The 20,545-nt window shown below is 68.1% G+C and carries 22 protein-coding genes; 18 read left to right on the top strand and 4 right to left on the bottom strand.

Annotated features, from left to right (window positions below; all coding sequences use genetic code 11):
• Nucleotides 1–145: 145 nt before the first annotated feature.
• The 5 genes from LI92_RS13460 to thpD all read left to right on the top strand — a co-directional run bounded on the left by LI92_RS13460 (nucleotide 146) and on the right by thpD (nucleotide 4,696).
• Nucleotides 146–1,402 carry an MFS transporter gene (locus LI92_RS13460; protein WP_046319643.1) on the top strand — a complete coding sequence of 419 codons (1,257 nt, stop codon included), beginning with the start codon at nucleotides 146–148 and terminating at the stop codon, nucleotides 1,400–1,402.
• Nucleotides 1,403–1,429: 27 nt separating this feature from the next.
• Nucleotides 1,430–1,939, top strand: coding sequence for a diaminobutyrate acetyltransferase (gene ectA / locus LI92_RS13455; RefSeq protein WP_046319641.1), 510 nt, complete (start codon nucleotides 1,430–1,432; stop codon nucleotides 1,937–1,939).
• Nucleotides 1,940–2,127: 188 nt separating this feature from the next.
• Nucleotides 2,128–3,405, top strand: coding sequence for a diaminobutyrate--2-oxoglutarate transaminase (gene ectB, locus LI92_RS13450; protein WP_046319639.1), 1,278 nt, complete (start codon nucleotides 2,128–2,130; stop codon nucleotides 3,403–3,405).
• A complete protein-coding gene (locus LI92_RS13445; RefSeq protein WP_046319637.1) occupies nucleotides 3,402–3,809 on the top strand; it encodes an ectoine synthase in 408 nt (135 codons plus the stop codon). The genes ectB and LI92_RS13445 overlap by 4 nt, the downstream gene beginning before the upstream one ends.
• Entirely contained in the window at nucleotides 3,806–4,696 is an 891-nt protein-coding gene (gene thpD / locus LI92_RS13440; protein ID WP_046319635.1) for an ectoine hydroxylase, read from the top strand. The genes LI92_RS13445 and thpD overlap by 4 nt, the downstream gene beginning before the upstream one ends.
• A gap of 35 nt (nucleotides 4,697–4,731) precedes the next feature.
• On the opposite strand, the gene LI92_RS13435 is transcribed toward thpD, so the two are convergent.
• Complete coding sequence (locus tag LI92_RS13435) at nucleotides 4,732–5,547, bottom strand: IclR family transcriptional regulator (protein WP_082109706.1); 816 nt, start codon at nucleotides 5,545–5,547, stop codon at nucleotides 4,732–4,734.
• Nucleotides 5,548–5,789: 242 nt separating this feature from the next.
• Between LI92_RS13435 and LI92_RS13430 the strand changes: the two genes are divergently transcribed.
• From LI92_RS13430 to LI92_RS13380, 11 genes are all read left to right on the top strand, one after another.
• Complete coding sequence (locus tag LI92_RS13430; RefSeq protein ID WP_046319632.1) at nucleotides 5,790–7,229, top strand: aromatic ring-hydroxylating oxygenase subunit alpha; 1,440 nt, start codon at nucleotides 5,790–5,792, stop codon at nucleotides 7,227–7,229.
• Complete coding sequence (locus LI92_RS13425; protein ID WP_082109705.1) at nucleotides 7,226–7,849, top strand: 3-phenylpropionate/cinnamic acid dioxygenase subunit beta; 624 nt, start codon at nucleotides 7,226–7,228, stop codon at nucleotides 7,847–7,849. Before LI92_RS13430 ends, LI92_RS13425 begins: the two co-directional genes overlap by 4 nt.
• Entirely contained in the window at nucleotides 7,846–8,106 is a 261-nt protein-coding gene (locus tag LI92_RS13420; RefSeq protein WP_046319630.1) for a hypothetical protein, read from the top strand. Before LI92_RS13425 ends, LI92_RS13420 begins: the two co-directional genes overlap by 4 nt.
• Nucleotides 8,103–8,912 carry a 3-(cis-5,6-dihydroxycyclohexa-1,3-dien-1-yl)propanoate dehydrogenase gene (gene hcaB, locus LI92_RS13415; protein ID WP_046319629.1) on the top strand — a complete coding sequence of 270 codons (810 nt, stop codon included), beginning with the start codon at nucleotides 8,103–8,105 and terminating at the stop codon, nucleotides 8,910–8,912. Before LI92_RS13420 ends, hcaB begins: the two co-directional genes overlap by 4 nt.
• A gap of 3 nt (nucleotides 8,913–8,915) precedes the next feature.
• Entirely contained in the window at nucleotides 8,916–9,641 is a 726-nt protein-coding gene (phtC, locus tag LI92_RS13410) for a 3,4-dihydroxyphthalate decarboxylase (RefSeq protein ID WP_046319627.1), read from the top strand.
• Between the two features lie 65 nt (nucleotides 9,642–9,706).
• Nucleotides 9,707–10,453, top strand: coding sequence for a protocatechuate 3,4-dioxygenase subunit beta (pcaH, locus tag LI92_RS13405; protein WP_046319626.1), 747 nt, complete (start codon nucleotides 9,707–9,709; stop codon nucleotides 10,451–10,453).
• Nucleotides 10,450–11,001 carry a protocatechuate 3,4-dioxygenase subunit alpha gene (gene pcaG / locus LI92_RS13400; RefSeq protein WP_046319624.1) on the top strand — a complete coding sequence of 184 codons (552 nt, stop codon included), beginning with the start codon at nucleotides 10,450–10,452 and terminating at the stop codon, nucleotides 10,999–11,001. The genes pcaH and pcaG overlap by 4 nt, the downstream gene beginning before the upstream one ends.
• Nucleotides 10,998–12,200, top strand: coding sequence for a 3-carboxy-cis,cis-muconate cycloisomerase (gene pcaB / locus LI92_RS13395; RefSeq protein ID WP_046319622.1), 1,203 nt, complete (start codon nucleotides 10,998–11,000; stop codon nucleotides 12,198–12,200). Before pcaG ends, pcaB begins: the two co-directional genes overlap by 4 nt.
• On the top strand, nucleotides 12,197–13,354 hold the full coding sequence (gene pcaDC, locus LI92_RS13390; RefSeq protein WP_046319620.1) for a bifunctional 3-oxoadipate enol-lactonase/4-carboxymuconolactone decarboxylase PcaDC: 1,158 nt from the start codon (nucleotides 12,197–12,199) through the stop codon (nucleotides 13,352–13,354). Before pcaB ends, pcaDC begins: the two co-directional genes overlap by 4 nt.
• Nucleotides 13,351–14,019 (top strand): 3-oxoacid CoA-transferase subunit A, encoded by a 669-nt coding sequence (locus LI92_RS13385; protein ID WP_046319618.1) that lies wholly within the window; start codon nucleotides 13,351–13,353, stop codon nucleotides 14,017–14,019. Before pcaDC ends, LI92_RS13385 begins: the two co-directional genes overlap by 4 nt.
• A gap of 44 nt (nucleotides 14,020–14,063) precedes the next feature.
• Complete coding sequence (locus LI92_RS13380) at nucleotides 14,064–14,693, top strand: 3-oxoacid CoA-transferase subunit B (RefSeq protein ID WP_204368893.1); 630 nt, start codon at nucleotides 14,064–14,066, stop codon at nucleotides 14,691–14,693.
• A gap of 17 nt (nucleotides 14,694–14,710) precedes the next feature.
• Here the strand turns inward: LI92_RS13380 and LI92_RS13375 are convergent, their stop codons facing one another.
• Both LI92_RS13375 and serA read right to left on the bottom strand, forming a co-directional pair.
• Nucleotides 14,711–15,727 (bottom strand): 3-isopropylmalate dehydrogenase, encoded by a 1,017-nt coding sequence (locus LI92_RS13375; RefSeq protein ID WP_046319615.1) that lies wholly within the window; start codon nucleotides 15,725–15,727, stop codon nucleotides 14,711–14,713.
• A complete protein-coding gene (gene serA, locus LI92_RS13370; protein WP_046319614.1) occupies nucleotides 15,724–17,310 on the bottom strand; it encodes a phosphoglycerate dehydrogenase in 1,587 nt (528 codons plus the stop codon). The genes LI92_RS13375 and serA overlap by 4 nt, the downstream gene beginning before the upstream one ends.
• 98 nt (nucleotides 17,311–17,408) lie before the next feature.
• On the opposite strand from serA, the gene LI92_RS13365 reads away from it, so the two are divergent.
• Nucleotides 17,409–18,842 carry a phytoene desaturase family protein gene (locus LI92_RS13365; RefSeq protein ID WP_046319612.1) on the top strand — a complete coding sequence of 478 codons (1,434 nt, stop codon included), beginning with the start codon at nucleotides 17,409–17,411 and terminating at the stop codon, nucleotides 18,840–18,842.
• 192 nt (nucleotides 18,843–19,034) lie between these two features.
• Complete coding sequence (locus LI92_RS13360) at nucleotides 19,035–19,640, top strand: hypothetical protein (protein ID WP_152665466.1); 606 nt, start codon at nucleotides 19,035–19,037, stop codon at nucleotides 19,638–19,640.
• Nucleotides 19,641–19,730: 90 nt separating this feature from the next.
• Here LI92_RS13360 and ilvC read toward each other — a convergent pair.
• On the bottom strand, nucleotides 19,731–20,545 hold an 815-nt coding region (gene ilvC / locus LI92_RS13355; RefSeq protein WP_046319610.1), incomplete at its 5' end, for a ketol-acid reductoisomerase.

Below are 20,545 nucleotides of genomic sequence, written 5' to 3'. Positions count from 1 at the left end.
CGCAAGCGCGGCGGAGCCGGGCGAAGCGGGTCGCCATCAACCAGCCCAAGCCGACCGCAAGCGCGGCGGAGCCGGGCGAAGCGGGTCGCGCGTCGACCAGCCCAGCTTCGCCGTCCTGCCAGGCCAGCTGTGGAAGCATGGTCGGATGTCCACCGAGTCGATCGGCACAGCCGCTCGCTGGTCGGTGATGGTCGTCGCCCTGCTGGCGACGTTGTGCTCGTTCGTCTTCATCAACGGCATCGCCTTCGTCATCCCGATGCTGGAGACCAAGCGGGAGACCAACCTGGCGATGGCCGGCCTGCTGGCGTCGATGCCCAGTTTCGGCATGGTCTTGACGCTGTTCGCGTGGGGCGCTCTGCTGGACCGAGTCGGCGAGCGCATCGTGTTGAGTGTCGGTTCGGCGCTGACGGCGCTGGCCACGTTCGCCGCCGCGTCGGCGCACTCGCTGATCGGCGTCGGCGCCTTCCTGTTTCTGGGTGGTATGGCCGCCGCCAGCGCCAACACCGCCAGCGGCCGGTTGGTGACGGGCTGGTTTCCACCGCACCAGCGTGGACTGGTGATGGGCATCCGCCAGACCGCACAGCCCCTGGGAATCGCGCTGGGGGCCGAGGTGATTCCCGAGTTGGCTGAGCACGGACTGGCGCGGGCACTGATGTTCCCGGCGACGTTGACCGCGGTGGCAGCGGTGGCGTGTGTGATCGGCGTGGTCGATCCGCCGCGCAGGCCGCGGTCGACGGCCTCCGGCGCGGAACTGGCCAGCCCGTACCGCAATTCGAAGGTGTTGTGGCGCATCCACTTGTCCTCGGCGCTGCTGATGGTGCCGCAGTGTGTGCTCGCCACTTTCATGTTGGTGTGGCTGATAGTGGACACCCACTGGTCGATCGCCGCCGCGGGTGGGCTGGTCACGGTGTCGCAGCTGCTCGGCGCGGCGGGCCGGGTGGCTGCCGGCCGGTGGTCGGACCGCGTGGGGTCGCGGTTGCGCCCGATCCGCGGCCTCGCCGTCGCCGGAGCGCTCGCGATGCTGGCTCTGGGGGCCACCGATCACCTGCACTCCCGGCTTGCCGAAGCCGCGATGGTGGTCGCGGCGGTGATCACCGTGCTGGACAACGGATTGGCCTCTACCGCGGTGGCCGAGATGGCGGGACCGTACTGGAGCGGGCGCGCGCTGGGCATCCAGAACACCACCCAGCGGCTGACCGCCGGAATCGCTCCCCCGATTTTCGGCGCATTGATCGGCGCCGTCGGCTACCCGCTGTCGTTCACGCTGTGCGGACTCTTTCCGCTGGCCGCACTGCGGTTGGTCCCGGTGAAGGCCGAACCCGAAGGTCGCCCACCGCTGGAGGCGCTGCGCACCCTGCGGATGCCGCCGGCGCCACCGCCCAGCCCGCCTGCCGCGCCCTGAGGGCGGCCGCCCAGTACCGTCGAAGCGATGACCGATACGGATCGTGTCCGGCTTCGGACTCCGACCGTGGCGGACGGCCCGCGCCTGTGGCGGATGGCCGTCGACAGCGCGACTCTGGACGTCAATGCCCCATACGCCTACCTGCTGTGGTGCCGCGATTTCGCGGCCACGTCGGTGATCGCCGCGGTCGACGGGCACCCGGGCGGCTTCGTAACCGGCTATCGGCGCCCCACGCATCCGGAGGTCCTGATGATCTGGCAGGTGGCGGTCGACGCCGCGCACCGCGGAGCCGGACTGGCCGGTCTGATGCTCGATCACCTCGCTTCCAGGCACGTCGCTGCGGGCGTTACGCATGTTGAGACCTCGATCACACCCGATAACGCCGCGAGCCGGCGGTTGTTCACGGCCTTCGCGCGCCGGTGGGAGGCGCCGCTGGCGTGTTCCGAGCTGTTCGAAGCGGGCTTGTTCGCCGAATCCCATCTGGCAGAAGAACTGTTTCGCATCGGACCGCTTCGGGTACCACCACGACGCCTGTGAGGCGTGACCCGGGTTGAGATAACAGATTGGTCTCGGTAAGGTCACGAACATATAACCGTGGGCCCCGGGAGAGGTAGGCGGGGGGATCCGAACGGGGTGGCGGGTCGAGCCGAGAATCACCCACGGCACGAGTGTGATGGCGACCTGTCGTTCCGTTCCGTTGTCAGCAACCGACGGACGGGGGAACTATGACGATTTTTGATGCGCTCGAGTCCGAGGTGCGCAGTTATTGCCGGTCATGGCCGGTGACGTTCGACCGCGCCGTCGGCTCTCGGATGTGGGATGTCGACGGCCGGCAGTACCTGGATTTCTTCGCCGGCGCCGGTGCGCTCAACTACGGCCACAACCACCCCGATCTGCAGGCTCCACTGCTGGAATACCTGAGTTCGGATCGGGTGGTGCACAGCCTGGACATGAACACCACGGCCAAGGCCGAATTCCTCACGCGCTTCGACAAGGTGATCCTCAAGCCACGCGAGCTGGACTACAAAGTCCAGTTTCCCGGACCGACCGGAACCAACGCGGTGGAGTCGGCTCTGAAGCTGGTGCGCAAGGTCACCGGCCGGGAAAGCATCATCAGCTTCACCAACGCCTTCCACGGCATGACCCTGGGCTCGCTGAGTGTCACCGGCAATTCGATGAAGCGGGGCGGGGCGGGCATTCCGCTGGTGCACGCCACCCCGATGCCCTACGACAACTATCTCGACGGCGTGGTTCCCGACTTCTTGTGGTTCGAGCGCCTGCTCGAGGACAGCGGCAGCGGTCTCAACGACCCCGCGGGGGTGATCGTCGAAACGGTCCAGGGCGAGGGCGGCATCAACGTGGCGCGCCTGGAATGGCTGCGCGGCCTTTCCGAGTTGTGCCGGCGCCACGACTTGTTGCTCATCGTCGACGACGTCCAGATGGGTTGCGGACGCACCGGACCGTTCTTCAGCTTCGAGGCCGCCGGCATCGTCCCCGACATCGTCTGCCTCTCCAAATCCATCAGCGGCTACGGGCTGCCCATGGCGCTGACGCTGCTGAAGCCGGAACTGGACGTCTGGGAGCCCGGCGAGCACAACGGCACCTTCCGCGGCCAGAACCCGTCGTTCGTCACGGCCGCAGCGGCGCTGAACTTCTGGACGGACGATCGTTTGGAGAAATCCGTGCTGCGCAAGGGCGAACTGGTCGAGCAGGCATTGCGCGACGTGGTGGATCCGATCCCCGGTGCCGCCGTCCGGGGCCGCGGCCTGATCCGCGGGGTGGCCTTCGACCGCCCGGAGCTGGCCGGCGCGGTGTGCCGCGAGGCGTTCGGACGCGGCCTGCTGCTGGAGACCTCCGGCCCGGATGGCGAAGTCGTAAAACTGATGCCTCCCTTGGTCATCGACGACGACGACCTGGCCGAGGGACTGCTGATCATCGCTGCGTCGGTCCAAGCCGTCGCCGCCCGTGAACTCACCGCCACCACGTCAGGAGCCGGCCGATGATTGTCCGTACCCTCGCCGAGATCAAGGGCACCGACCGCGATGTCGCGTCCAAGACCTGGAACAGCCGGCGACTGCTGCTGGCCCGTGACGGCCAGCGGTTCTCCCTGCACGAGACCTGTCTTTACGCCGGTACCGAAACCTCGATGTGGTACGCCAACCATGTGGAGGCGGTGTACTGCGTCGGCGGAGAAGGCGAGCTGATCAACGACGAGACCGGCGAGGTGCACCCGTTACGCGACGGCACCCTGTATCTGCTCGACGGCCATGAGCGCCACCGGGTGACGGCCCACACCGACCTGCGCATGGTGTGCGTTTTCGACCCGCCGGTGACCGGCCAGGAGGTGCACGACGCGAACGGCGCCTACCCCCTGCTCGCCGAACAGCCCCACGAGACCGCGTCGTGACGACTGCCGTCGCCGACCGCTATCCCACCCGCAACGACGTCGCGATCGGCCTCGAGCCCCGCCGCCACCCGGTGGTATGGGCACCCGGTACCAACGGCGGTCCGCTGAGCCCGGCCGCGGTCGAGCAGTTCGACACGGACGGCTTCTTGACCGTCACCGCCCTGCTGAGCCCCGAGATCGTGACCGACCTGCGCGACGAACTGGACCGCCTGTGCTCCGACGCCGCCCTGGCCGCCGACGAGCGTTCGATCTGCGAACGCGACAGCGCCGCGATCCGGTCGATCTTCGAGGTGCACCGGATGAGCCCGGCTTTCGCGGCGCTGGTCGCCGACCCGCGCCTGGTGGGTCCGGCCCGCCAGTTGCTCGGCTCCGATGTCTATGTGCACCAGAGCCGAGTCAACTTCAAGCCGGGCTTCAACGGCCGGGAGTTCTATTGGCACTCCGACTTTGAGACCTGGCATGCCGAAGACGGCATGCCGGCTCCCCGCGCCGTCAGCGTGTCGGTGGCACTGACCGAGAACCTGGACACCAACGGGTCGTTGATGATCATGCCCGGCTCGCACCGCTGGTTCGTCTCCTGCCCGGGCAGCACGCCCCCGGACCATTACCGCTCGTCTCTCACCGAGCAACGGATCGGCACCCCGGACGACGCGAGTCTGAGCTGGCTGGCCGATCGGTGCGGCATCCGGCAGGTCACCGGCCCCGCCGGCTCTGCGGTGTTCTTCGACAGCAACTGCATGCACGGGTCGAGCAGCAATATCACCCCGTACGCGCGCTCGAACGTGTTCATCGTCTACAACAGCGTGGACAACGCTCTCGTGGAGCCGTTCGGCGGCACCGCTGCCCGACCGACCTTCATCGCCAGCCGCGTGTTTCACCCGGTTTAGCGCAGCCAATTCCCGACAGCCGCACCGACGCTCGGTCAACCGATCCGGGCACCGATCTCGGTGGCCGCCTCGATCAGCACATCGGCCACCCCGTCGTACTGCGCAGCGCTGAGTCGGTGGATGGGCGCAGCGGCGTTCAGCGCCAGCAACACGCCGGGCGCCCGGGCCGCGATCCTCACCGCCACGGAGGCGACACCGTCCTCGCTGCCCTCGCGGTTCACCGCATATCCCTGCTGTCGCACCCGAGCCAGTTCCCGCTGCAGCTCAGTCCGGGTGCCCACGGAATGGGCCGTGAGGCGCGGGAGCTGCTCATCGGGGTACAGCCGGAGGAAGTCCGCGTCGGACAGCTGCGCCAACAGGGCCTGACCGGTCGAGGTGCAGTGCGCCGGCATCGCGCGACCGTGCCGTGATGCCACCCGAACCGCGGTCGGCCCCTCGGCCGCGGCGATGAACCGCACATTGGCGCCCTCGAGCATGCCCAGATGGACCGACTCCCCCAGGCGCTCACTGAGGCTCTGCAACACCGGTTTTGCCGCACCCTCGATATCGATCCGGTTGAACACCGAAGACGCAACGCTCATCAGGGCAGGCCCGGGGAAGTAAGCCTTGGACGCCGGATCCTGGCGGACGAACCCCCGGTACTGCAGCATGGCCAACAGCCGGTGAGCGGTCGATGACGCGACCTTCAAGTGCTTCGCCGCGTCGGTCAGCCGGATCTGCGGCTGCTCGCCCAGCAACAGGATGAGCTGCAGCGCTCGGTCCACCGATCCGATGGGATATTGCGGCACGTCCCCTTCGACACCGGCCCGGCCGGCAGCCGCCTCGGGCGGAAGCGGGGACTTTCTCTGCATAACAGAAACACTACGCCACCATCGCGGTGCATGGACACGGCCGACGCGCGTCGGCCGTGCCCGGCGCGCAGGCCGGTCGCAGCCGCCAGCGGCCCGATCAGCGCCAGTCCAGAGTGCTATACCGGTCGCCGTTGCAGTGCTGTTGACCTGCACCGGCCCTTCCTGGCAAGGTTGGTCCACACCGCGGCATCGTTTTCTGCACAACAGACACCGTGGGTCCTGAAAGACTGGAGTCGCAATCGATGACTGATCACCGGCAGGTCCTCGACGAGGTCAGGCGGGGAATGATCCCGGCACATATCTACAACGACGCCGAGATCTTCGAACTGGAAAAAGAACGGCTCTTTCGCCGGGCCTGGATGTTCGTGGCGCATGAATCGGAGATCCCGCAGAACGGCGACTACGTGGTGCGCCGCCTGCTCAACGACTCGTTCATCATCGCGCGGGACTCCAAAGGCGACGTGCGGGCAATGTTCAACATGTGCCTGCACCGCGGGATGCAGATCTGCCGTGCGGAGATGGGCAACGCCTCGAACTTCCGGTGCCCCTACCACGGGTGGTCCTACCGCAACGACGGCCGGATCACCGGCCTGCCCTTCCATCAGGAGGCCTACGGCGGCGAGGCGGGGGTTTCCAAGCGGGGCCAAACCCTGTTACCGGCACCGAATCTGGCCAGCTACAACGGCCTGATCTTCATCAGCCTCGACCCCGAGGCTCCTGCACTCGAGGAGTTTCTCGGCGACTTCACCTTCTATCTGGACTTCTACAGCCGGCAGAGCCGAGCCGGCCTGCAGGTGCGCGGCCCGCAACGGTGGCGCATCAAGGCGAACTGGAAGATCGGCGTCGAGAACTTCGCCGGGGACATGTATCACACACCGCACACCCACGCCTCGGTCGTCGACATCGGGTTGTTCCGGGAACCCAAGGCGCAGAAGCGCAAAGACGGGGCGACCTACTGGGCTACCTGCGGCGGCGGAACGACCTACAAGCTGCCGCCGGGCACCTTCGAGGAGCGGATGCGCTACGTCGGCTACCCCGACGAGATGGTGGACCGCATCAAGGACGTGTGGTCGCCTGACCACCAGCGCCTGGTCAGCGACGACGGCTTCATGATCTCGGCGGCCTCATGTTTTCCCAACATGAGCCTGGTGCACAACTGGCCGAAGATTCAAGACAGCGAAGACGTGTTGCCGTTCATCTCGATTCGCACCTGGCAGCCGATCAGTGAGAACGAAACCGAGGTGTACTCGTGGTTCGCCGTGGACGCGGCAGCTCCCGAGCAGTTCAAAAAGGACTCCTACAAGGCCTATCTGATGTGCTTCGGCTCCACCGGCATGTTCGAACAGGACGACGTGGAGAACTGGGTCTCGCTGACCAATACCGCCGGCGGATCGATGGCCCGGCAACTGCTGCTCAACGGCCGGATGGGTCTGCTCGCCGACGACACCCCCGTCGTGGATGCGTTGCCGCCGGAGCGCTTCCACGGTCCCGGCACCGCCCAGGTCGGCTACAACGAGAACAACCAGCGGGCGATCCTGCGGATGTGGGCCGATCACCTTGAGCTGCCCCCGGTGGCGAGCACTCCGGCAGCCATGGGCACCCACCGCGAGTCGATCACCCCCCTGGTTCAGACCAACGGCGCACCGCGATGCGAGCCGACCGTGAAGGAGGCCCAGCTATGACGGCCACTGCGCAAGACCGGGGCGGCCACGCCCCCCGGCCGGATGCCGACACACCCTGGAAGTCGGCGGTGTTGGGCGATCATGCGCCGACGAAAGTCCGGGTGGGTAGGCCCTTGCCGTTCAACGATTCCCGGCACCTGCAGGCGCATCAGTTCCTGGTCGATGAGGCCTACCTGCTCGATGCCCAGCAGTACTCCGAATGGCTCGACACCCTCACCGAGGACATCCACTACTTCATGCCCGTTCGGGTGACCACGGCCGCGGGTGCGGGTTTCGACACCTCCCCCGGCATGGCCCATTTCGATGAGAACAAATACTCATTGAACAGGCGCGTCGCGCGCTTTGCGACCGAACACGCGTGGACCGAAGACCCTCCGTCACGGCTGCGCCACCACATCACCAACGTCCGGACATTCGCCTGCGACGACGACGCACATCTGATCGTCGAATCCGCCGAGCTGCTCTTTCGCAGCCGTGGCGATGTGAACGAGGCCGCGCTGGTGTCCTGCGGACGGGAAGACCTGCTGCGCCTGACCGATCAGGGCTGGAAATTGGCGCGTCGAACCATCTATGTCGACGAGTCCGTCCTGCGCATGCAGAACCTGGCGGTGTTCCTATGAGCACACTCGACGACCTTCTGGCCGGTGCGGTGGGTGAGCCCATAAGCATCGCCAACGAATTCACCGAAGTGACGCTGCGCCGGGTCGACACCCGAAACGGTTCCAGGCTGCTCATCACAGCTGCCAAATCGGGACGCTGGATCAGTCTCGACGCTTTGGAGGTCGAGGCATTGACCTGGCAGAACGACTACACACTGGCCGCGATGGTCGGCAACCTGCAACAACCACTGCTCACCGACGACAGCGACCTGCCGTGACGCGCTGGCTGGAGGGCAAACGGGCGCTTGTCGTCGGCGCCGGCTCCGGTATCGGCCGTGCGGTTGTCGACGCCTATCTCGACGAGGGTGCGCGGGTCGCGGTGTTGGAGCGCGACCCGGCCAAATGCGCTGCGCTGGAGAACCAACTGCCGCACGTCGTCGTGACGCAGGGCGACGCGACCACGGCACCGGCCAACGAACGGGCCGTCGCCGCCGCCGTGGCAGCTTTCGGCGGCCTGGACACTCTGGTGTGCTGCGTGGGCATCTTCGACTTCTACAAGGGCATCACCGACATCGCTGCCCAGGATCTGGCGCCGGCGTTCGAGGAGATGTTCACCACAAACGTGCTGAGCCACCTGCAGTCGGTGAAGGCCGCCGTTCCGGCGCTACAGGCCCAGCAGGGTTCGTCGATCGTGCTGACCGAGTCCGCGTCGTCGTACTACGCGGGACGCGGCGGGGTCCTCTACGTCGCATCGAAGTTCGCCGTCCGCGGCTTGGTCACAAGCCTCGCCTACGAACTCGCCCCGCACATCCGTGTCAACGGTGTCGCCCCCGGGGGGACTCTCAACACCGACCTGCGCGGTCTGCACAACCTGTCGCTGGACCATGTCCGCTTGGACGACACCCCGGATCGGGCGCGTGATCTGGCGGCGCGCACCCCGCTGCACGTCGCGCTCACGCCACAGGACCACGCCTGGAGCTTCGTCTTCCTGGCATCCGACCGCTCCCGCGGCATAACCTCCGGAAGCATCCACCCCGACGGCGGGTTCGGCATGGGTGGCGCACAACCGTCCCCAAGGGGTTGACGCATGAGCACAGATCTGGCTGCAGCGCGAGCGGAGATCGCCCAGGCGTGCCGCGTGGCTGCGGCGCGTGGCCTGGTTGATGGAATCCTCGGGCACATCAGTGCCCGCATCGACGACGATCACCTCCTGATCAGGTGCCGCAGCGATTCCGACCGGGGAGTGGCATACACCCGCCCCGATGACATTCGGCTCATCCGTTTCGACGGAACGCCGGGCGCCTCCGGGGAATTGGACGGCTATCGGCCACCCAACGAGTTGCCGATCCACGTCGAGACGCTGCTGGCACATCCCGAACACCGAGCCGTGGCGCATCTGCACCCGCCGGCGGTGGTGGCCGCCGACCTCGCCGGCATCACGATCGAGCCCATCTACGGCGCCTACGACATCCCCGGCGCATGGCTCGCGCGCCGGGGCATCCCGGTCTACCCCAGGGCGGTTCTGATCCACACCGCGGAACTGGGCAAGGAGATGGTGGCAGCCATGTCGGGGAAGCCCGTGGTGATCTGCCGCGGTCACGGCATCACCAGTGCCGCCGCCACCGTGGCCCAGGCCGTTCTGCAGGCGATCAGCCTCGACCAACTGGCTTCCATGGCGCTGCGGATCCGTTCCGCCGGCGGCACGTGCACGCCGATCGGCGACGCGGATTGGGCACACCTGCCCGACCTCGGACCGTCATTCACCACCGACGCTGCCTGGCGCTATGAAGTCGCCCGGCTGGAAGCCCCCTGAGCGCAACCGATGGGTATTGCTCGTCGATCCTTCATTCCGCCCGCCGCTGCCGATACCGTGTGGCTATGACCGGTCAGGCGCAGATCAGCGCGGAGATTGCGGCGATCCAGGCCGGTTACTCGCGCGCCGGCGTTGCCGGAAGCCAGCCGACACTGGACTATCCGCCCTACCGCAGCAGCGTGCTGCGCCACCCCAAAAGTGCTCTGCACCTGGTGGATCCAGAAGCCGTCGAACTGTGGGCTCCGTGCTTCGGCGATGCCGACGTGGATCCGCTGGACGCCGACCTGACGGCCCGGCATGCCGGCGAGCCCATCGGTGAGCGAACGGTGGTGACCGGTCGGGTACTCGACGGCGACGGCAGGCCGGTGCGCCGCCAACTCGTCGAGATATGGCAGGCCAATGCCAGTGGCCGCTACATCCACCAGGGCGATCAGCATCCCGCGCCGCTGGATCCCCATTTCACCGGGGCCGGGCGGTGCCTCACCGACGACGACGGGTTCTACCGGTTCACCACGATCAAGCCCGGTCCGTATCCCTGGCGCAACCACCACAACGCGTGGCGGCCCGCCCATATCCATTTCTCGCTGTTCGGCAGCGATTTCACCCAGCGGATGATCACCCAGATGTATTTCCCCGGCGACCCCCTGCTGCCGCTGGATCCGATCTATCAGTCGATCACCGACCCGCGGGCACGCGACCGGCTGGTCGCGGCCTACGACCATGACGTCTCCACTCCCGAATGGGCCACCGGCTACCGCTGGGACATTGTGCTCACCGGCTCGGCCACCACACCTTTCGAGGAGCCGAGATGAGCAGGCTGACGGCCACCCCGGGGCAGACCATCGGGCCCTTCTTCGGCTTCGCGCTCCCCGTCGAGCGCGGCAACGAACTGGTGGCACCCGGCTCGCCCGGTGCCATCACGCTGCACGGCACCGTCACCGACGGCGCCGGGACTCCCGTTCCCGATGCGCTGCTGGAGATCTGGCAGGCCGACGCCGACGGCACCGTGTCGAGGTCGTGCGGTTCGCTGCACCGGGACAGCACGCATTTCAGCGGCTGGGGACGCGCCGAGACCGATACCGACGGTCATTACCGCTTCAGCACCGTCGCACCCGGATCGGCCCACGGCGGCGCCCCGTTCATCGCCGTCACACTGTTCGCGCGCGGACTGTTGAACCGCCTGTTCACCCGGGTCTATCTGCCCGGCGATCGGCTCGAGGCCGATCCGCTGCTGAACTCGCTACCGGCCGAACGGCGCCGGACACTGGTCGCGGTTCCCGACGAACACGGCTTCCGGTTCGACATCCGGATGCAGGGCGCCGACGAGACGGTGTTCCTGGCCTACCGGGGGCAGCCGTGACCGACTTGTTGTGGCCCGGCGACCACCGGGCAGGGCAGACCTTCAGTGACGCGGCGTTTCTGGCCGCCATGGTCCGGGTCGAAAATGCTTGGCTGAGTGTGCTGGTCGAAGCCGGCATCGCACCGGCCTCGGCACGCGCCGACTTGACCTCGGCGATCGCGCCCGCCGACGCCGAGGCGCTCGCCGTCGCAGCCGAAGCCACGGGCAACCCGGTTGTCCCGGTCGTCGACCTGCTGCGGCGCCGCAGCGGCGGTGAACCGGGCCGCTGGCTGCACCGTGGGCTGACCAGCCAAGACGTGCTCGACACCGCGCTGATGCTGTGTCTGCGCGACGCACTGGACCGCATCGGCGGCCAGCTCAGCGCGCAGATACGGCTACTGGCCGAGCTGGCCGAAGCCCATCGCGACAGCCCGATGCTCGCCCGGACCCTGACTCAGCCCGCGCTGCCCGCCACCGCCGGCGTGAAGTTCGCCCACTGGCTCACCGGGGTTCTGGACGGCGCCGACTGCCTGGCCACCCTGCCGGCACTTGCGGTGCAGGCCGGCGGCGCCGCGGGAACGATGGCCGCCGCCACCGAGCTGGCCGGCTCACCCGCCGCGGCACTGGCCCTGTCCGGGCGGCTGGCGTCGTCCCTGGGGCTGGCCGACAGTCCGCCCTGGCACACCACCCGGTCGGTCATCACCCGGGTGGGCGATGCCCTGGTGACCTGCTGCGATGCCTGGTCACACATCGCCAACGACGTTGCCGCCGGCAGCAGGCCCGAAATCGGCGAGCTGGCCGAGGGCCACGGCGGCGGCTCGTCGACCATGCCGCACAAGAGCAACCCGGTGCTGTCCATCCTGATTCGCCGCACCGGCTTGAGCGCCCCAGCACTGGCCGCCGGGCTGCACGCCGCCTCGGCGGCCAGTATCGACGAGCGCGCCGACGGCGGCTGGCACGCCGAGTGGGCGCTGCTGCGAACCTTGTCGCGGCGTGCCGTCGCCGCGGCAGTGCAGACAACCGAATTGCTCACCGGGCTGGTCATCGACACCGATCGCGCCGCGGCGAACCTGGCCGCCGCCGGTGACCTGTTCGGGGAGCAGCGGACGATGACCGACTTGACCGGGCGTGCGCCACGCGGCGACTACACCGGACCGGCCAGCCATCTCATCGATGCCGCACTACAACGCGCACACCAACACCTTGGGGAGGCAACATGACCGCGCCGCGCTTGGCCGCCACCGACTTCGGCGGACCCCGCGACGCGGACCTGCTCCTGCTCGGGCCGTCGCTCGGCACCTCGGCGACCGCGCTGTGGAGCTCGGCCGCTGAACGGCTCACCGAGAACCTGCGCGTCGTCGGCTGGGACCTGCCCGGCCACGGGAACAGTCCGGCAGCACCGTTCCGGATCCCGGACCTGGCGGCAGGTGTACTGGCCGTGGTCGATGAGATCGCGCCACGGGCCGCGTTTCACTACGCGGGCAACTCCATCGGCGGCGCGGTCGGTCTGCAGCTGGCACTGGATGCCCCCGAGCGACTGTCGAGCGCGACACTGCTGTGCACCGGGGCCACCATCGGGCGGCCGGAGGATTGGGCCGCGCGTGCGGCCACCGTGCGTGCATCGGGCACCACCGCAGTCGTCGACGCGAGCGTGCAACGCTGGTTCGCACCCGGATTCACCGATCGGCAACCCGAACTCGCCGCCGCGTTGGTGGATGCGCTGCTTGGGACCGACGACGAATCGTATGCCCGGGCGTGTGAGGCGCTGGCTGACTTCGACGTCACCGCAGCCCTGCACCGCATCGCTACGCCGGTGCTGGCCGTCGCCGGCTCCGACGATGCTGCCACTCCCCCGGAACTGCTGCGCCGCATCGCCTCCGGGGTCGCCCACGGGCGCCTGGTGGTGCTCGACGGCGTCGGCCACCTGGCACCCGCCGAAGCTCCCGGGGCGACGGCGAACCTGATTCGCGACCATCTCACGGTGCGGGACCCGGCGTTTGCCGCCGGCATGTCGGTGCGCCGAAACGTGCTCGGCGACGCCCACGTCGACCGCGCGATCGCGGGCAGCACCGGCCTCACCGCCGATTTTCAGGAGTTGATCACCCGCTACGCCTGGGGCAGCATCTGGACCCGCGACGGCCTGGACCGGCGCAGCCGTTCGATCGTCACCCTGACCGCACTGGTGGCTCGGGGCCACCATGAGGAGTTGGCGATGCATCTGCGTGCGGCACGGCGCAACGGCCTGAGCAACGACGAGATCAAGGAGGTGTTGTTGCAGACCGCCGTCTACTGCGGTGTGCCCGATGCCAACACCGCCTTTCGCATCGCCGCGCAGGTACTCGCCGAGCACGACGACGCCGGGGACAGCCGTTGAGCCGCACCGTGATCTGCCAGTCCGCAGCAGAGGCGCTGGCCGGAGTCACCGACGGCGCCACGATCCTGGTGGGCGGCTTCGGGATGGCCGGGATGCCCACCGTGCTGATCGACGCCCTGATCGCCCAGGGTGCCGGCGATCTGACCGTCGTCAGCAACAATGCGGGCAACGGTGATACCGGCCTGGCCGCGCTGCTGGCCGCCGGCCGGGTCCGCAAAGTGATCTGTTCGTTTCCCCGCCAACCTGATTCGTATGTGTTCGACGGTCTTTATCGAGCCGGCAAGATCGACCTGGAGCTGGTGCCGCAGGGCAATCTGGCCGAGCGCATACGCGCCGCCGGCGCCGGTATCGGGGCGTTCTACTGCCCCACCGGTGTCGGCACGCCGCTCACCGAGGGCAAGGAGATCCGGAAGATCAACGGCCGCGATTACGCCCTGGAATACCCCATTCACGGCGATGTCGCACTGATCCGTGCCCATATCGGCGATCGCGCGGGAAATCTGGTGTATCGCAAGACCGCCCGCAACTTCGGTCCGGTGATGGCCACCGCCGCCACGCTGACGGTCGCCGAGGTGTCCCAGGTGGTGGACATCGGCGATCTGGATCCGGAAGCCATTGTCACGCCCGGAATCTACGTCGATCGAATCCTGGAGACCAGGTCGTGAACCCACCGCTCACCGCAGCAGTCGAGCACCCGAACCGCGGACCCCTGTCCCGCGACGAACTCGCCGCCGTCATCGCCCGGGACATCCCCGCCGGCTCCTACGTCAACCTCGGTATCGGGCAACCCACGCTGGTGGCCGATCACCTGTCGGCCGCAGACGCCGTGATACTGCACACCGAAAACGGGATGCTGGGCATGGGACCCGCTGCGCGGGACGGCGACATCGATCCCGACCTGACCAATGCCGGCAAAATTCCGGTCACCGAGATGCCGGGTGCCGCTTACTTTCATCACGCCGACTCCTTTGCGATGATGCGCGGCGGCCACCTCGACGTGTGCGTTCTGGGCGCGCTACAGGTCAGTCGACACGGGGATCTGGCCAACTGGCACACCGGGGAGCCGGGTGCGATTCCCGCCGTCGGAGGCGCCATGGACTTGGCGATCGGAGCCAAGGACGTGTTTGTGATGATGGACCTGTTCACCAAGGACGGTGCCGCGAAACTGGTTGAGTCATGCACCTATCCGCTGACCGGCCTGCGCTGTGTCAGCCGGGTCTACACCGACTGCGCCGTCATCGACATCGACACCGCCGCAGGCACCCTGCGGGCACGAGAAACCTTCGGCACCACCGTTGCCGACCTCGCGGCACGCCTGGCGGTCGACCTCGGAGCGTGAGGCCCGAACACACGCCCCTAGAGCAGGTTCAGAATCCGCTCACCGGTGGCCGCGGTGGACAGCTTCTGCCCGCCGCGAGTGGCCAGGTGCTTCGCAACAGCCGCGTCGACCCGAGCGGCGGCATCGTGCTCGCCGATGTGACCCAGCAGCATGGCCACCGACATGACCGCGGCGGTCGGGTCGGCGATGCCCTGCCCGGCGATGTCGGGGGCACTACCGTGCACCGGCTCGAACATCGACGGGTTGACTCCGGTGGCGTCGATGTTGCCGCTGGCCGCCAGGCCGATACCGCCGCAGACGGCACCCGCGAGGTCGGTGATGATGTCGCCGAACAGATTGTCGCTGACGATCACGTCGAAGCGGCCCGGGTCGGTGACCATGTAGATGGTGGCGGCATCGACGTGGGTGTAGGCGGTCTCGACGTCGGGGTATTCCTTGCCGATCTCGGCCACCGTGCGGGTCCACAGCGAGCCGGCATAGGCCAGTACGTTGTTCTTATGCACCAGGGTGAGGTGCTTGCGCCGGGCACGGGCCTTCTCGAAGGCGAAGCGGACCACCCGGGCCACCCCGAACGCAGTGTTGACACTGACCTCGGTGGCGACCTCGTGCGGCGTGCCGACCCGCAGCGCCCCGCCGTTGCCGGTGTAGGGCCCCTCGGTGCCTTCACGCACCACCAGGAAGTCGATCTCCGGCGGGTCGGCCAGCGGGCTGTCCACGCCCGGGTACAGCCGGCTGGGACGCAGGTTGACGTGGTGATCCAGAGCGAAGCGGGCGTGCAGCAGCAGGCCGCGCTCCAGGACACCTGAGGGCACCGACGGGTCGCCGATCGCGCCCAGCAGGATCACGTCGTGGCCGCGGATCTCCTCGAGCACGGAATCCGGCAGGATCTCCCCGGTGGCGTGGTACCGCCTGGCGCCCAAGTCATACTCGGTCTTCTCGGTGCCCGGGAGTACCGCGTCGAGCACCTTGACGGCCTCGGCGATGACTTCCGGGCCGATCCCGTCGCCGGGAATCACAGCGAGTTTGCGGCTCATGACAGGTCTACCTCTTCAATCTTGTTGGCACCGACCGCGGCACTGATCGCCGACTGCACCTCGGCGGGAACCGGTCGGTCCACCCGCAACAGCACGGTCGCCGCGGGGCCCTCGGCGTCTTCGGACAGTTGGGCGGCGTGAATGTTGATGCCCGCCGAACCCAGCAGCGTGCCGATCTTGCCGAGCGCGCCGGGCTGGTCGGAGTAGTTGATGATCAGGTTGACGCCCTGGGCCCGCAGGTCGAAGTGTCGGCCGTTGATCTCGACGATCTTCTCCACCTGCTGGGTGCCCGACAGCGTGCCGGCCACGGTGACGGCCGCCCCGTCGGCGGTGACCGCCCGGAGCTCGACGACGCTGCGGTGGTTGGGGCTTTCGGTGGCGGTGCCGATCTCGGCGTCCACACCGCGCTCGGCGGCCAGCGCCGGGGCGTTGACGAACGTCACCGGGTCTTCGATGACCGCCGAGAACAGTCCGCGCAGCGCCGACAGTCGCAAGACACCGACATCTTCGGAGGCCAGCTCGCCGCGCACCTGCACCGACAGCGATACCGGCAGCCCGTCGGAGAGCGCACCGGCGAGCAGGCCCAGTTTGCGAACCAGGTCCAGCCAGGGTGCGACTTCCTCACTGACCGCGCCGCCGCCGACGTTGACCGCGTCGGGAACGAACTCGCCGGCCAGCGCCAGCTTCACGCTCTTGGCGACGTCGGTGCCGGCCCGGTCCTGCGCCTCGACGGTCGAGGCGCCCAGGTGCGGAGTCACCACCACCTGAGGCAGGTCAAACAGCGGCGAATCGGTGCAGGGCTCGGTGGCGAACACGTCGAGGCCGGCGGCCCGGACGTGGCCGCTGGTGATCGCGTCGGCCAGTGCCTGCTCGTCGATCAGCCCGCCGCGGGCGGCATTGACGATGATCACCCCGGGCTTGGTCTTGGCGAGGGCTTCCTTGCCGATCAGTCCCGCCGTTTCCGGGGTCTTCGGCAGGTGCACCGAGATGAAGTCGGCCCGGCCGAGCAGCTCGTCGAGGGGCAGCAGCTCGATGCCGAGTTGGGCGGCGCGGGCCGCCGACACGTACGGGTCGTAGGCGACGATGTGGGCCCCGAACGCGGCCAGCCGCTGGGCGACCAACTGCCCGATACGGCCCAGGCCCACCACCCCGACGGTGTGGTCGTAGATCTCGGTGCCGGAGAACGACGACCGCTTCCACTGCTTGGCGTGCAGCGAGGCGTCGGCGGCCGGGATCTCCCGGGCGGCGGCGAGCATCAGCGCGATCGCATGCTCGGCTGCGCTGTGAATGTTCGACGTCGGCGCGTTGACCACCAGGACCCCGCGGGCGGTGGCGGCCTCGACGTCGACGTTGTCCAGGCCGACCCCGGCGCGCGCGACGATCTTGAGCTTCGTGCCGGCCGCCAAGACCTCGGCATCGACGGTGGTGGCCGAACGCACCAGCAGCGCATCCGCTTCCGGGACCGCGGCCAGCAGCTTTTCCCGGTCCGGGCCGTCCACCCAGCGAACCTCGACCTGGTCGCCGAGGGCGGCGACGGTGGACTGGGCGAGTTTGTCAGCGATCAATACCACGGGCAGAGTCACCCGGACAGCCTAGTGGGCTGCGCTCGGCGTCTTCGTCCGGGATTGCCGATTACGGGCACTCGGGGGTACCGGCCGAAGCCGGTCCCTACCATCGACGAATGGACGTCACCGTCGTCGGTAGTGGACCCAACGGCTTGGCCGCCGCCGTCATCTGTGCCCGGGCAGGCCTGTCGGTTCAGGTTCTGGAAGCCCAACCCACCTTCGGCGGCGGCGCTCGCACCGCCGCCGATCCGGAATTCGGCGACGTGTCCCACGACATCTGCTCAGCGGTACATCCACTCGGGCTGGCGTCGCCGTTCTTCGCCGAGTTCGATCTCGCCGCCCGCGGTGTGCAGCTGACCTCCCCCGAGATCTCCTACGGCAATCCGCTGGATGACCGGCCCGCAGCGATCGCCTACCGCGACCTTGAGCGGACCTGCGCGGAGCTGGAGCACGGCGCGGCCTGGCGCCGGCTGCTGGGTCCGCTGGTCGCCGACAGCCGGTCCGTCGTGGAATTCCTGTTGGGCGACAAGAGGTCGGTGCCCTCCGGTATCGCGACGGTCGCCCGGCTGGGCCTGCGCATGGCCGCACAGGCCGGCCCGGCCTGGAACGCGACGCTGCCCGGCGAGGACGCGCGCGCCCTCTACACCGGGGTGGCGGCGCACACGATCTCGCGACTGCCGTCGGTGACCTCCGCCGGTGCGGGCATGATGCTGGCGACCCTGGGACACACGGTCGGCTGGCCCATCCCCGTCGGCGGCAGCCAAGCCATCACCGATGCGCTGATCGCCGACCTGAGCGCCCACGGCGGCCAGTTGACCGCCGGAGCGCCGGTGACCACACCGCCGGGCGGCGTCGTGCTGTTCGACACCGCGCCCACCGAGCTGCTGAAGGTCTACGGCGACGCCCTGCCGGCCCGGTACGCCACGGCGCTGCGCCGCTATCGCTTCGGATCGGCGGCGGCCAAGGTCGACTTCGTGCTCTCCGGCGAGGTGCCGTGGCGCGATCCGCGGCTGGCGCTGGCGCCCACGCTGCACCTGGGGGGCGACCGCCGACAGATGGCCCGCGCCGAGGCAGAGGTCGCCGCCGGCCGGCACGCGCAGCAGCCGATGATCCTGGCCGCACTGCCTCATCTGGTCGACTCGTCCCGCATCGACGCCGCCGGGCGCCGTCCGATGTGGGCCTATGCTCACGTCCCGGCCGGTTCGACCCTCGACCAGACCGAGGTCGTCACGGCGGGCATCGAGCGCTTCGCGCCCGGTTTTCGCGACATCGTGGTTGCCGCACGGTCGGTGCCGGCGGCCCAGCTGGCGCACCACAACGCCAACTATGTGGGCGGCGACATCGCCGCCGGGGGTAACAGTGCGGTGCGCGCCCTTGCCGGCCCGACACCGCGGCTGAACCCGTGGAGCACGCCGGTTCCCGGGGTCTACCTGTGCTCGGCGGCCACCCCACCCGGGGCGGGAGTTCACGGTATGGCGGGCTTCTACGCCGCCCGGACGTTGCTGCGGCGCGAGTTCGGGATCGGCCGGCTGCCCAGCCTGGCGCCCTGACCGGTCTGGCTACCAGGCACCGGTCAGCTTGGCTAACTAATAAAGTCCGGGGCGAGATTCAGCGTTTACATAGTTTTCTCCCAGGCCAATAGAGACAATCTGCCAGCTTTGCGGTAGCCTCAGCTAACTTGTGTCGGGCGCGACAGCAACGCCCCAAAGTGACGCAAGTCACGAGCAATGGAGGAGCAAGCCATGAACATCACCCTTCGGCCCCTGGCCCTGGCGGGAGCCGCAGTCATCAGCGCCGGTGCGATCGCCGCCACGCCCGTGGTCGTCGCCCCGGCCCCCGTGCACATGCCGGCCATCGAACTGACCGCCGACGCCGGCCCGCTCGGCGGTATCGGCGACTTTCTGAACGGCATCGATTTCGACGGCCTGTTCGCCGGTCTGAGCGGCTTCTTGACCAACATCGACCTGGGCGGCATCTTCGCCGGCCTCGGCGACTTCCTGACCAACATCGACCTGGCCGGCATCTTCAACGGCTTCGGCGACTTCCTGACCAACATCGACCTGTCCGGCATCTTCGCCGGCTTCGGCGACTTCCTGGCCAACATCGACCTGACCGGCATCTTCGCCGGCCTCGGCGACCTGCTGACCAACATCGACCTGTCCGGCATCTTCGCCGGCCTCGGCGACCTGCTGGTCAACATCGACTTCTCGGATCTGTTCGCCAACATCGACTTCTCCGGGATTTTCGACAACATCGACTTCTCGGCAATTTTCTCCGACCTGTTCGCCAACATCGACTTCTCGGCCATCTTCGACGGCCTGTTGGGCGGCTTGGGCGGCGGCGTGTAACCACCACCGAACAAAGCGAGTGGCCCCTTCCTTGCGGAAGGGGCCACTCGTCTTTTCGTCTCCGGCAGCGGCTGGCCGCTCCGAAAACGCCTATGCGGTTTCGGTGATGGGCCGGTCCACCCAGCTCATCAGGTCGCGCAGCTTCTTGCCGGTGACCTCGATGGGGTGCTCGGCGTTCTGCTTGCGCAGCCCTTCGAGTTCCTTGTTGCCGCCCTCGACGTTGGCCACCAGGCGCTTGACGAAGGTGCCGTCCTGGATGTCGGCGAGGATCTCGCGCATCCGCTGCTTGGTGCCGGCGTCGATGACCCGCGGCCCGGACAGGTAGCCGCCGAACTCAGCGGTGTCGCTCACCGAGTAGTTCATCCGCGCGATGCCGCCCTCGTACATCAGGTCGACGATCAGCTTGAGCTCGTGCAGCACCTCGAAGTAGGCCATCTCCGGGGCGTAGCCCGCCTCGACCATGACCTCGAAACCGGTCTTGACCAGCTCTTCGGTGCCACCGCACAGCACCGCCTGCTCACCGAACAGGTCGGTCTCGGTCTCTTCCTTGAAGGTGGTCTTGATGACGCCGGCCCGGGTACCGCCGATGCCCTTGGCGTACGACAAGGCCAGCGCCTCCCCCTCACCGTTGGGGTCCTGCGCTACCGCGATCAGGGACGGCACTCCCTTGCCGTCGACGAACTGCCGGCGCACCAGGTGCCCCGGCCCCTTCGGTGCGACCATCCCGACGGTGATGTCGGCGGCCGGCTTGATCAGGCCGAAGTGGATGTTCAGGCCGTGACCGAAGAACAGCGCGTTGCCGGCCACCAGGTTGGGCTCGATGTCGTTGGCGAAGATCTCTGCCTGAGCGGTGTCGGGCGCGAGCAGCATGATCACGTCCGCCCACTTGGCCACCTCGGCGGGAG

The organism is Mycobacterium sp. UM_Kg1, from assembly GCF_000972925.1.
GTDB lineage: Bacteria > Actinomycetota > Actinomycetes > Mycobacteriales > Mycobacteriaceae > Mycobacterium > Mycobacterium hiberniae.
The sequence above is the reverse complement of the archived record's forward strand: the minus strand, read 5'-3'. Positions and strand labels throughout refer to the sequence as shown.

Bases quoted from the DNA above. Each gene is read 5' to 3' on its own strand.
- LI92_RS13445 (WP_046319637.1), top strand. From the start codon at position 3,402: ATGATTGTCCGTACCCTCGCCGAGATCAAGGGCACCGACCGCGATGTC.
- pcaH (WP_046319626.1), top strand. From the start codon at position 9,707: ATGACCGGTCAGGCGCAGATCAGCGCGGAGATTGCGGCGATCCAGGCC.
- ectA (WP_046319641.1), top strand. From the start codon at position 1,430: ATGACCGATACGGATCGTGTCCGGCTTCGGACTCCGACCGTGGCGGAC.
- LI92_RS13425 (WP_082109705.1), top strand. From the start codon at position 7,226: ATGACGGCCACTGCGCAAGACCGGGGCGGCCACGCCCCCCGGCCGGAT.
- LI92_RS13460 (WP_046319643.1), top strand. From the start codon at position 146: ATGTCCACCGAGTCGATCGGCACAGCCGCTCGCTGGTCGGTGATGGTC.
- pcaG (WP_046319624.1), top strand. From the start codon at position 10,450: ATGAGCAGGCTGACGGCCACCCCGGGGCAGACCATCGGGCCCTTCTTC.
- LI92_RS13360 (WP_152665466.1), top strand. From the start codon at position 19,035: ATGAACATCACCCTTCGGCCCCTGGCCCTGGCGGGAGCCGCAGTCATC.
- LI92_RS13375 (WP_046319615.1), bottom strand. From the start codon at position 15,727: ATGAGCCGCAAACTCGCTGTGATTCCCGGCGACGGGATCGGCCCGGAA.
- LI92_RS13430 (WP_046319632.1), top strand. From the start codon at position 5,790: ATGACTGATCACCGGCAGGTCCTCGACGAGGTCAGGCGGGGAATGATC.
- LI92_RS13435 (WP_082109706.1), bottom strand. From the start codon at position 5,547: ATGCAGAGAAAGTCCCCGCTTCCGCCCGAGGCGGCTGCCGGCCGGGCC.
- LI92_RS13365 (WP_046319612.1), top strand. From the start codon at position 17,409: ATGGACGTCACCGTCGTCGGTAGTGGACCCAACGGCTTGGCCGCCGCC.
- phtC (WP_046319627.1), top strand. From the start codon at position 8,916: ATGAGCACAGATCTGGCTGCAGCGCGAGCGGAGATCGCCCAGGCGTGC.
- LI92_RS13420 (WP_046319630.1), top strand. From the start codon at position 7,846: ATGAGCACACTCGACGACCTTCTGGCCGGTGCGGTGGGTGAGCCCATA.
- ectB (WP_046319639.1), top strand. From the start codon at position 2,128: ATGACGATTTTTGATGCGCTCGAGTCCGAGGTGCGCAGTTATTGCCGG.
- pcaDC (WP_046319620.1), top strand. From the start codon at position 12,197: ATGACCGCGCCGCGCTTGGCCGCCACCGACTTCGGCGGACCCCGCGAC.